At 72.1% G+C, this 11457-nt stretch carries 10 protein-coding genes; 9 read left to right on the forward strand and 1 reads right to left on the reverse strand.

The genetic code is table 11. The features are described from left to right. The 3 genes from WEB03_RS15180 to WEB03_RS15190 form a co-directional block, all read left to right on the forward strand. Positions 1-441 (forward strand): asparagine synthase-related protein (locus WEB03_RS15180; RefSeq protein ID WP_368071762.1); only part of this gene is annotated, 441 nt, incomplete at its 5' end. Positions 442-512: 71 nt separating this feature from the next. Continuing rightward, positions 513-2294 carry an N-acetylglutaminylglutamine synthetase gene (gene ngg, locus WEB03_RS15185; RefSeq protein ID WP_368071770.1) on the forward strand — a complete coding sequence of 594 codons (1782 nt, stop codon included), beginning with the start codon at positions 513-515 and terminating at the stop codon, positions 2292-2294. Further along, entirely contained in the window at positions 2291-2719 is a 429-nt protein-coding gene (locus WEB03_RS15190; protein ID WP_368071763.1) for a hypothetical protein, read from the forward strand. Before ngg ends, WEB03_RS15190 begins: the two co-directional genes overlap by 4 nt. Before the next feature lie 18 nt (positions 2720-2737). Here WEB03_RS15190 and WEB03_RS15195 read toward each other — a convergent pair whose 3' ends face one another. Then, positions 2738-3616 carry a rhomboid family intramembrane serine protease gene (locus tag WEB03_RS15195; protein ID WP_368071764.1) on the reverse strand — a complete coding sequence of 293 codons (879 nt, stop codon included), beginning with the start codon at positions 3614-3616 and terminating at the stop codon, positions 2738-2740. Between the two features lie 164 nt (positions 3617-3780). Here WEB03_RS15195 and WEB03_RS15200 point away from each other — a divergent pair, with 164 nt between their 5' ends. The 6 genes from WEB03_RS15200 (at position 3781) to WEB03_RS15225 (ending at position 11291) form a co-directional block, all read left to right on the forward strand. Then, positions 3781-5226 carry a sigma 54-interacting transcriptional regulator gene (locus WEB03_RS15200; RefSeq protein WP_368071765.1) on the forward strand — a complete coding sequence of 482 codons (1446 nt, stop codon included), beginning with the start codon at positions 3781-3783 and terminating at the stop codon, positions 5224-5226. Between the two features lie 4 nt (positions 5227-5230). After that, positions 5231-7225, forward strand: coding sequence for a hypothetical protein (locus tag WEB03_RS15205; protein ID WP_368071766.1), 1995 nt, complete (start codon positions 5231-5233; stop codon positions 7223-7225). Between the two features lie 133 nt (positions 7226-7358). Next, positions 7359-8606, forward strand: coding sequence for an osmoprotectant NAGGN system M42 family peptidase (locus WEB03_RS15210; protein ID WP_368071771.1), 1248 nt, complete (start codon positions 7359-7361; stop codon positions 8604-8606). Between the two features lie 108 nt (positions 8607-8714). Further along, entirely contained in the window at positions 8715-9992 is a 1278-nt protein-coding gene (locus WEB03_RS15215) for a DNA recombination protein RmuC (RefSeq protein ID WP_368071767.1), read from the forward strand. Further along, the gene (locus WEB03_RS15220; RefSeq protein ID WP_368071768.1) at positions 9989-10813 is read left to right on the forward strand and encodes a 5-formyltetrahydrofolate cyclo-ligase; all 825 of its coding nucleotides are present in this window, start codon (positions 9989-9991) and stop codon (positions 10811-10813) included. Before WEB03_RS15215 ends, WEB03_RS15220 begins: the two co-directional genes overlap by 4 nt. 10 nt (positions 10814-10823) lie before the next feature. Continuing rightward, a complete protein-coding gene (locus tag WEB03_RS15225; RefSeq protein ID WP_368071769.1) occupies positions 10824-11291 on the forward strand; it encodes a peroxiredoxin in 468 nt (155 codons plus the stop codon). The last annotated feature ends 166 nt before the right edge of the window (positions 11292-11457 follow it).

Raw genomic sequence — 11457 nt, forward strand, 5'->3', positions numbered from 1 at the left:
CAGATCATGCTCGTCGACGACCCGGTCAAGCGCGTCGACAACATGACGATGGCGTGGGGCCTCGAGGCGCGCGTGCCGTTCCTCGACCACGAGGTGCTCGACGTCGCGGCCCGTATCCCACCCGAGCTCAAGCTGGCGCACGAGGGCAAGGGCGTGCTGAAGGAGGCCGCTCGGCGGGTCATCCCGAACGAGGTGATCGACCGCCCGAAGGGCTACTTCCCGGTGCCGGCGCTCAAGCACCTCCAGGGGCCCTACCTCGACCACGTCCGCGACGCGCTGCACGCGCCCGAAGCCCGCGAACGGGGGCTCTACGAACCGGCCTACGTCGACGCGTTGCTCGCGGACCCGAACGCCTCGCTCACCCCGCTCCGTGGCAACAAGCTGTGGCAGCTCGCGCTGCTCGAGCTGTGGCTGCAGTCGCACGACATCCGGCCGGCCTGAACGTGGGTGAACCCGACCGCCGTCGGCCCCGGCCCGCCAAGCCCGGGCGTCGCCCCGCCGCCGAGGAGGGGCTGTCGACCCGATCGTGGGACGCGCGCCCCAGCCACCTCGACGAGGGCGTCCGGCCCGACGTCGTCCTCGAGTGCGGCTGGGGCCGGCTGCTGTTCGGCCAGACCTTCGCCTCGCACGAGGACATCCTCCAGCAGGTCTCCGCCGAGGAGCCCGGCCGGCGCGACGTCTGCCTGTACGTCCGCGAACCCCACGTGCTGGTCAGCAAGGCCCCGCAGGAGCTGTTCATCGACCCGAGCCACACCTACCGGTTGTGGCTCCACCGGCACCGTCCGACTCGCGACCCGTCGCGCGCGGTGATCGTCCGGGACCTGCGCTCCGAGCGGGACGCGGACGCGGTCAACCGGATCTACACGGCGGCCGGCATGGTCACCGCCCCCACCGAGGTCCTGTGGGCGAACCAGCGCACGGCCACCTTCACCTACCTCGTCGCCGAGGACGGTGAGACCGGCGAGATCATCGGCACGATCACGGGGGTCGACCACCGCCACGCCTTCGACGACCCCGAGGATGGCACGTCGCTGTGGTGCCTCGCCGTCGATCCGCAGACCACCCGTCCCGGGGTCGGCGCGAAGCTCGTGGCCACGCTCGCGGAGCGGTTCCACGCCCGCGGCCGCGCCTACCTCGACCTGTCGGTCGTCCACGACAACGACGCCGCGATCGGCCTCTACGAGAAGCTCGGGTTCACCCGGGTCCCGGTCTACTGCGTCAAGCGCAAGAACCCGATCAACGAGCGCCTGTTCAGCGCGTCGCCGACCGAGGGGCTCGGCGACCTCAACACCTACGCCCGGATCATCGCCGACGAGGCCATGCGTCGGGGGATCACCGTCGAGGTGCTCGACGCCGAGGGCGGGTACCTGAAGCTCAGCCACGGTGGCCGGTCCATGGTCACCCGGGAATCGTTGTCGGAGCTGACCACCGCCGTCGCCATGAGCCGCTGTGACGACAAGCGCGTGACCCGGCGGGTGCTCGAGCTCGCGGGGTTGCGCGTCCCCTGCGGCCGGGTCGTGGACGACAGCATCGAGGACGATCGCTTCCTCGCCGAGCACGGCGCGATCGTCGTCAAGCCGGCCCGTGGCGAACAAGGACAGGGCATCACGGTCGGGGTCCGTGACGCCCAGGAGCTGCGCGAAGCGGTGGCGCTCGCGGAGCGCCACTCGACCCACGTGCTGCTCGAGGAGATCGCGGACGGCGACGACCTGCGCGTCCTCGTCATCGGCGGCGAGGTCGTCGCCGCGGCGGTGCGCCGCCCGGCGACGGTCCGTGGTACCGGTCGGCACACCATCGAGGAACTGGTCCAGTCGACCGCGCGGCGACGCGAGTCGGCGACGGGCGGCGAGTCGACCATCCCGCTCGACGAGATGACCCGACGCTGCATCCAGGACCAGGGCTACCGGATGGACCAGGTCCTCGAGGAGGGCGTCTCGCTCGGGGTCCGGCGGACGGCGAACCTCCACACCGGCGGGACCATCCACGACGTCACCGAACAGCTGCACCCGACGCTCGCCGACGCGTGCGTGGCCGCTGCGGCCGCGCTCGAGATCCCCGTCGTCGGGCTCGACCTGCTGGTGCCGGACGTGTCGGGTCCCGATCACGTCTTCATCGAAGCCAACGAGCGGCCGGGCCTCGCCAACCACGAACCCCAGCCGACGGCGGAGCGCTTCGTCGACCTGCTCTTCCCCCAGACCCGCCCGCTCCCGCGTGGGTGGGAACCCGGCACGGTCGGTACCGACCACCGCGCCGACGATGACCGAGATACCCCGACCGAGGAGCACCAGCAGTGAGCGATGCCACGTTCGTCTACCCGACCGACCAGGTCGTCGGCGCCCTGCCCGAGGGCCGCGACCTCGACGAGCTCCGCTCGGCGCTCCGCGACGCGGGCGTGGCCGACGAGGCCGTCAGCGTGCACCGAGGCGGTGATGGCGACCTGGCTCCCCGCGCGGACGATGGCGAGGGCGTGAAGGAGACCGTCGTCCGCGCCGCACAGAAGGTGCTCGGTGACGAGGCCGAGCGGATGCGGGTCCTCGAGGACCGGCTCGGCGAGGGCGCCACGATCGTGTGCGTCCAGCTCGCTGCCGACGAGGACGACGATGATGCACGCGAGCGCGAGAAGGCCGAGCTCGGCCAGGTGCTGCGCAGCCACGGTGCCGACGACGTCGCGTTCTACGGCAAGTACCAGATCGAGCAGCTCGACTCGTCCGCGACCTGATCCTCGGACGGGGCGGGGTCAGAGGAGGCCGGCGACCATCGCGCGGGCGAGCACCACCGTGACGACCGCGAGCCCGACGACCGTCCCGATGGCGATCCGCAGCGGCATCGGACCGCGGTCGCGGAGGAGGATCGCACCGACGAGCGCGCCTGCGGCCAGACCGCCGATGTGGCCGCCGACGGAGATCGAGCCGGAGAAGACGACGGTGATGACGAGGTTCAGCAGGACCAGCGATCCGATGTCGGTCCGCCACGGGTTGATGCCCTGGCGGCGGTAGGCCACCAGCGCGGCGCCGAACAGCCCGAAGACGGCGCCCGACGCCCCGACGGTCCGCCCGAAGGGGTTGGTCGCCAGGACGTCGCCGATGATCGGGACGGTCCCGAGCGGGGTGAGGACGGTGAGGTAGCTGAGCAGCACCACCCCGAGCCCACCGCCGATCAGGCCGCCGGCGAACAGCGTCACGAACCGCGCCGGTCGCATCCGCGGTTCGAGCTGGTGGCCGAGCACCCACAGCAGGTAGCCGTTGAACAGGACGTGCAGCGGCGTCTGCGCGTGCAGGAACCCGGAGGTGACGATGCGCCAGACCTCGCCGACACCCACCAGGGTGGGGACGAGCGCGCCCACCTCGTAGAGCGCGCCGAATCCGACCACCATGCTCAGCAGGTAGATGCCGCCGATCGCGTACACGAGGGCGCGCGTGACGGGCGCCGCCTGGAGGTCGGCGAGCCGCTTGACCGGCTGGCCGCCCTGCGCGCACCGCGGGCACTGGTAGCCGACGGGCGCCTCGATGAGATCGTCGCCGCAGATGGGCTGCTCGCACCGTGAGCACCGCGTCAACGCCGGCCGATCCGGGTGCAGGTAGCACGCCGCCTCGGCGCGGACATCCGGCTCGTTCACGTGCGTGGTCCCTCGCTCGGTGGAGGTCGGTTCGGTGCCGCGACGGTACCGGCCGGCCCGTCGTCCCCGTCCGCGTCCCCGTCCGTGGCCCCGGCCGGCCCGAACTACCGTCGGCGTCGGTGAGCACCTCCTACCCTCGACGCCGGACCGAGGGGAGTGCCCACGTGACCAGCGCCGCACCGCAGGCCACCACGCTCGGCCAGCTGCGTGCCAGCGGTTCCCCCGACCGGACCGTGAAGGAGGAGCTGCGCGCCAACCTCGTCGCACGGCTGCGCGCGGGTGACCCGATGACCACCGGTGTCGTCGGGTACGACGACACGGTGCTCCCCGATCTCGAACGCGCCGTCCTCGCCGGCCAGGATCTGATCCTCCTCGGGGAACGCGGACAGGCCAAGACCCGGTTGGTCCGCAAGCTCACCGAGCTGCTCGATGAGCACGCGCCGGTCGTCGCCGGCTGCGAGATCAACTGCTCGCCGTACCACCCGGCCTGCGTCAGTTGCCGCCGTCGCCACGACGAGCTCGGCGACGACCTGCCGGTCGCGTGGATCGATCGCCAGCGCCGCTTCGCGGAGAAGCTCGCGACCCCGGACACCGCGGTCGCCGACCTGATCGGTGACGTCGACCCGATCAAGGTCGCCGAGGGTCGCACGCTCGGCGACGAGGAGACGATCCACTGGGGGCTGGTCCCGCGCCACCACCGCGGCATCGTGGCGATCAACGAGCTGCCCGACCTGCCCGAACGGATCCAGGTCGCGCTCCTGAACGTCCTCGAGGAACGGGACGTCCAGATCCGGGGGTACTCGCTGCGGTTGCCGCTCGACGTGCTGCTGGTGGCGACCGCGAACCCCGACGACTACACCAACCGTGGTCGCATCATCTCGCCGCTCAAGGACCGGTTCGGCGCCCAGGTCCGTACCCACTACCCCCGCACGATCGAGGACGAGATCGCCATCGTCCTCGCGGAGGCAGCCACGCCGCCGGCGGACGTGCCTGTGCACGTGCCGAGGTTCCTCGACGAGGTGCTCGCCGAGCTCGTCCGGCTGCTGCGCGAGAGCCCCGACGTGAACCAGCGGTCCGGGGTCTCGGTGCGCTTCACGATCGGCGCCCACGAGACGCTGGTCGCCGGCGCCGTCCGCCGTGCTGCACGCACCGGTGCACGCCTGGCCGTCCCACGGATGATCGACCTGCGCGCGGTCCTGCCCGCCTCCCTCGGTCGCATCGAGTTCGACCTGCTCGACGAAGGTGGCGAGCTCGACGTGGTCGATCTCGCCCTCCGGCGAGCCGTGCTGACGGTGTGGCGTCGCCACCTCGGGGGCGAGGACCTGCGCGCCCTGGTCGAGCGCTTCGAGGTGGACGGGACCAGCGTCGAGACGGGGGACCTCGTGTCCGGGGGAGCGGTGCTCGCCGGGCTGGGAGAGCGGATCGGGGGGTTGGCCCGCTGGACCGAACGGCTCGGCGAGCCGGCCCCCGGTGAGGGGGGCGGGTGGGACGCCACCGACGACGTCGAGGTGGCCGCGTCGGTCGTCGAGTTCGTCCTCGAGGGGTTGCACCTCGGCCGCCGCCTCAACCGCGACGACGTGGACGACGGACGCGTCCGGTACGGGGCCTGACGTGGTGCGCTCGCGGTACGGCGCCTGGGACGGGTCGCAGGACCCCCTCGGTGACCGGATCGACGTGTCGGAGGTGCTGGACGGGCTCGCCGACGACCTGCTGATGGGTACGGGCGGTCGCGCGGCGCTCCGTGAGCTGCAGCAGCGAGGTGCGCCGGGCAGCCGCGGGCTCGACGAGCTCCGACGGTCGCTCGCCCGGCAACGTCGCGCGCTGCAACGACAGCTCGACGACGACGGTCCGTTGGCCCAGCTCTGCGACGAGCTCGAGACCATCGTGGCCACCGAACGCGAGGCGCTCGCGGAGGCCGACGACCCGGACGCGCGGCTGGCCGAGCTCGACCTCGACACGATGCCGTCCGACCCCGCCGGCCGGTTCCGCGCCCTGTCTGACCACGACTTCCGCTCGCCCGACGCGGCGACCGCCTTCGAGCAGCTCGCCGACCGCCTGCGCAAGGACCTGCTCGACGCGCACCTGCGGTCGTTGACCGGCGCCCTCGAGTCGATCACGCCGGAGGATCAGGCGCGCATCGCCGCCATGCTGGGTGACCTGAACGCCCTGCTCAAGGCACGTGCTGCGAACGGAGGCACGCCACCGGCCGACGAACCGCAGCGGTTCGCCGAGTTCAAGGCCACCCACGCTGACCTCCTGCCGGGCGATCCCGCCACCCTCGACGAGCTGCTCGCCGAGATGGCACAGCGCGCGGCGCAGGCGGCGGCGTTCCTCCGCTCGCTGCCTCCCGATCAGCGCCGCCAGCTCGAGGATCTCGCCCGGCAGGTGTTCGACGACGTGGACCTGCAGTTCCAGCTCGATCAGCTCGGGGCCAGCATCGCGGCGGCCTTCCCGCAGGGCATCCCGGGTGGGTCCGGTGACGACGACGGCGACGGGGACGGCGCGCCGGACCAGCCCGGGCCCGGTGAGGCCAGCGGGCCCTTCAGCGCCGCCGTCGACGCGTACGCCCGTGTGGCTGAGCTCGAGGACCTCGAACGGTCCCTGGTCGGCGACCACCCCGGTGCCACCCTCGACGACGTGGACGAGGAGGCACTGCGGCGCCACCTCGGTGACGACGCCGTTCGTGACGTCCGTGCCCTGAAGGCCATCGAACGCGAGCTCGAACGCTCCGGTGCGATGCGGGTCGAGGACGGCGAGCTCAAGCTCACGCCGCGCGGTGCCCGACAGCTCGGCCAGCGGTCCCTGGCGCGGTTGCTGGCCCGGGTCCGGCGCGAGCCGTCGACCCGGACCGTCGGCGCCGACCCCGAGGCGACCGGTCAGACACGCCCGTGGGTGTTCGGTGACCGCGAGCCCATCGCCGTCGGGCCGACGCTCCGCAACGCGGTGATGCGTCGTGCGGCCGCTCCCGGATCGGCGCCCACCGACCCGCTGCGCCTGCACCCCGACGATCTCGAGGTCGCCGAGACCGAGGTCCGTCCGCGCACCGCGACGGCGCTCCTGCTCGACCTGTCCTTCAGCATGCCGCTCCAGGGCCACTTCGTGCCCGCCAAGCGCATGGCCCTGGCCCTGCACGCCCTGATCGAGGGCAGCCACCGGCAGGACTCGTTGCACCTGATCGGGTTCTCCGACTACGCCCGCAGGATGCAGCCGGCCGACCTGGCCGCCGCGGGTTTCGAACGCGTCTACGGCACCAACATGCACCACGCGTTCCTGCTCGCCCGCCGGGTGCTCGCCGACGATCCGCGGCCCGTCAAGCGCGTGATCATGGTCACCGACGGCGAACCGACCGCCCACCTCGTCGACGGCCGGTCGATCTTCAACTGGCCGCCGATCCCCGAGACCCTCGAGGCGACCTTGCGCGAGGCGATGCGCCTGGCCCGCGCGGGTATCGAGCTCGACGTGTTCCTGCTCGAGGACGCGCCGGGGCTGCTGGCCTTCGCGGAGCGTCTCGCCCACCTCACCGGCGGCGAGGTGTTCCGGATGACCGCCGACGAGGTCGGGCGGACGGTCGTCTCGGGTTACGCCTCGGGTGCGCCTCGCCCGAGGTGAGGCCCGCGGGCACGGCGGAACGGCCGTGGCGGTCGCGGGTACGGTGCCCGGTCGCCACCTTGTCCGAAGCACCGCACCGCCGTGGAACGAGCGCCCCGTGACCGTCACCAAGCTGACCATCGACGTCGAGTGGATGAAGGACGTCCTGCTCGAGCTGCTGCGCATCCCGTCGCCGTCCGGACGCACCGACGTGATCATGCAGCACGTGGGGGAGCGGCTCGAGGAGATCGGCCTGCCGTTCGAGGTCACGCGGCGCGGCGTGATGGTCGGCAGCCTCGACGGCGAGGAGGGCACCCTGGACCGTGCCATCGTGGTGCACACCGACACCATCGGGTGCATGGTGCAGCAGCTCAAGGACAACGGCCGCCTCGCCATCGTCCCGGTGGGGACCCACAGCTCACGGTTCTCCGAGGGCTCCCGCGTCACGATCCTGACCGACGACCCGGAGCACGTCTTCACCGGGACCGTCCTGCCGAACAAGGCCTCCGGGCACGCCTTCGGTGACGACGTCGACACCCAACCCGTCGGCTGGGAGCACGTCGAGGTGCGCGTCGACGAGCTGGTCAGCTCGGCCCAGGACCTGCGCGACCTCGGCATCCAGGTCGGGGACTTCGTCGCCCAGGTGGCCTTCCCCGTCATCACGCGGTCCGGGTTCGTGACCTCCCGGCACCTCGACGACAAGGCCGGTGTCGCTGCGGCGCTCGCGGCCTTCAAGGCGGTCATCGAGCGCGGGGAGAAGCTCGCGGTCGGCGCGCACCTGCTCATCACCGTCGCCGAGGAGGTCGGTCACGGCGCTTCGTCCGGTCTCTACAGCGACGTCGCCGAGATGGTGTCGGTCGACTCCGCCGTCGTGGCGCCGGGCCAGCACTCGACCGAGACCGGCGTGACGCTCGCGATGCAGGACCTCCACGGGCCCTTCGACTACCACCTGACCCGGCGGCTCCACGACCTCGCGGCGCGCCACGGCATCGAGGCCAACCGGGACGTCTTCCGCTTCTACCGCTCCGACGTCGCGTCCGCGCTCGAGGCCGGTGCCGAGACCCGCGCGGCGCTCGTCGGCTTCGGTGTCGACGCGACCCACGGGCACGAACGCACCCACCTCGACAGCATCGTGGCCACCGCGGAGCTGCTCGCGCTGTACCTGCAGACCGAGCTGACCTTCGCACGGTGGGACGCCAAGCCCTCGGGACCGCTCGAGGACTTCCCCTCGAGCGGGGTGCAGCCGGTCCGCCGCGAGCCCGAGTGGGACCCGGAATCCGCGGACCTCGTCGAGAGCAAGCCCTACCCGCACGAGGTCGACGAGGGCTGGGGCGAAGGCGCGGCGTCGAACCGCGACGAGGACGAGGACGAGGACGTCGCCGGGGCTGGCGTCGACGCCTGACGCCCCACGCGTCCGGGGTCGCCTCCTCGGTCGTGTCACACCGACTCCCTACGGTGCGTTCACCACCTCGACCGACGAGGTGGGACGCCGCAGAGCGGGGAGGCAACCGTGACCGTCACCGCCGTCGTGTTGGCCGTGCTGGCCGTCACCGTGGCCGTCCTCGGGACCGCCCTGTGGGCCACGCGGGCCCAGCGGTCCCGGTCCGAGGACCTCGCCGCGACGCTCCGTAGCGACCTCGAAGCCCAGCAGCAGCGGATGCTCGACCTCCAGCACCGGTTCGCGCAGGAGCAGGCCGCACGGTCCCAGGTCGACCTGCAGCACGCGATCGACACCCTCGTGACCGTCGCGGGCGAGCGCCTCGACGCACGGTCCGCATCGGGTGCCGCCGACCTCGAGGGCAAGAAGGCCCTGATCGACGCCGAGCTGCAGCGGGTCGGGGGGACCCTCACGCGGATCACCGAGGTCGTCCAGCAGCTCGAACGGGACCGCGCGGACCAGCTCGGCCAGGTCACCCAGCAGCTCCGCGGCGTCGCGCAGGTCCACGGCGAGCTCCAGGCGACGACCGGAGCGCTGCGCGAGGCGCTGACCTCGTCGCAGGCCCGCGGCCAGTGGGGCGAACGGATGGCCGAGGACGTCCTGCGCGCCGCGGGGTTCAAGCACGGTGTCAACTACGAGACCCAGCGCACGCTGCCCAACGGCGCCCGACCCGACGTCACCTTCCTGCTGCCCGGCGACCTGCACCTGCACATGGACGTGAAGTTCCCGCTGGCCAACTACCTCGCCATGCTCGAGTGCGATGCGGACGCGGACCGCGAGGCGTGCCGCAAGGCCTTCCTCAAGGACGTCAAGGCTCGGATCCGGGAGCTGTCGACCCGGGGGTACGTGGACCGCGAGGCCGGCACCGTCGACTGCGTGCTGCTGTTCATGCCGAACGAGCAGATCTACGGCTACGTGCACGAGCAGGACGCCACCCTGCTCGACGAGGCGCTCAAGCAGCAGGTCGTGCTGTGTTCACCGTCGACGCTGTTCGCGGTGCTCGCGGTGATCCGCCAGTCCTGCGACACGTTGGCCCTGCAGCGGACCTCGGACGAGATCCTCGGTCTCCTCGGTGGGTTCAGCGACCAGTGGGGGCGCTACAGCGACGAGGTCGACAAGCTCGGACGTCAGCTCGAGACGGTCGCCCGCACCTACGACCAGCTCAGCGGGACGCGTCGCCGGCAGCTCGAGAAGCAACTCGACCGGGTCGAGGACGTCCGCGAGCGACGCGGTGTGGACGCCGTCGTGGTGGACGAGGAGCGGCCGCGGCTGCTGCACCTGCGCGGCGACGACGGCAGCGCCACCTGGGATGAGGAACCCCCGGCCCTGCCGACCGCGTTCTCCGGGTGAGTTCCCGCACGCCCGGCGACCACGCCCGCGACGCCGGCGGCGACCCGGAGCTGCTCGCGCGGAAGGCCGAGCTGCGGACGCAGGTCTGGGACCGGCTCGAGGCTGCGGGGGTCACGCGCTTCCCCGGCGCCCGCCACCGGATCTCGAACTTCGTCGGAGCGGAGGCGGCAGCCGAACGTCTCCGCGACACCGACGTCTGGCGCGCCGCGACCACGGTGAAGGCCAACCCCGACAGCCCCCAGTGGCCGGTCCGGCAGCGGGCGCTCGAGGACGGCAAGACGGTCTACATGGCGGTGCCGCGCCTGGCCGGGCAGGACCCGTTCTTCCTGCTCGATCCCGACCACCTCGCCGACACGCCGCGACGTGCATCGTCGATCAAGGGGGCATCGGCTTCGGCACACACGGTCGCCGTCGAGGACCTCGAACCGGTCGACCTCGTGGTCACCGGGTGCGTCGCGGTGACCGAGGACGGGCTCCGGCTCGGCAAGGGTGGAGGGTTCGCCGACCTCGAGTTCGCGCTCGCGTCCGAAGCCGGGATGATCGACGACCGCACCGTGGTCGTCACCACCGTGCACGAGGTGCAGGTGCTCCCGGCGGGGGCGGTGCCAGCTTCCGACCACGACGTCCGGCTCGACCTGATCGTGACCCCTGAACGGGTCATCGAGGTGCCCCGCCGGGGACCTCGCCCCCCGGGACGCATCCGGTGGGGTCAGCTCACCGCCGACAAGATCGCGGCCATCCCGCTGCTCGCGCGCCTCGAAGCACGGGGGCTACCTTCCCGCACCCCGCGCCGGTCCACCCGGGACCGCCACCGGACCTGAGGATCTCCCCGTGAGCGTCGAGATCGGCGACGTCGCCCCCGACTTCGAGCTGAAGGACCAGACCGGCCAGCCCGTCCGTCTGTCGGACTACCGCGGCAAGAAGGCCGTCGTGCTCGTGTTCTACCCGCTGACGTTCACGGGCACGTGCGAGGCGGAGCTGTGCGGCATCCGGGACTCGATCGAGACCTTCCGCAACGACGACGTCGAGACCCTCGCGGTGTCGGTGGACTCCCCGCCGGCCCACCAGCGGTGGGCGACCGAGCAGGGTTTCGACTTCCCGCTGCTGAGCGACTTCTGGCCGCACGGCGATGTGGCGCGCACCTACGGGGTGTTCGAGGAGAAGTTCGGTGTCGCCGCCCGGGCGACGTTCGTGATCGACCGCGACGGCCAGGTGGTCTACACCGACCGCAACCCCGTCCCCGAGGTCCGCGACCGGACCAAGTGGCAGGTGGCGCTCGAGGAGATCGGCGCCGCCTGACCGCCTCGGTCGCTCCTTCCCCGCGCCTTCCCCCTGCGCCGCGCCTTCCCCGTGCCGAGGGGTGATCGGCCACGGAACCCCGGCGGACGATCGATGTCACACCTCGTGTCTAGGTTGGTTGGCGTCTTCCGCGGAAGGGCCTGCGGGGACCGTTCGACGGGGAGCG

It is taken from the genome of Nitriliruptor sp., assembly GCF_040882075.1.
Classification (GTDB): Bacteria; Actinomycetota; Nitriliruptoria; order Nitriliruptorales; family Nitriliruptoraceae; genus Nitriliruptor.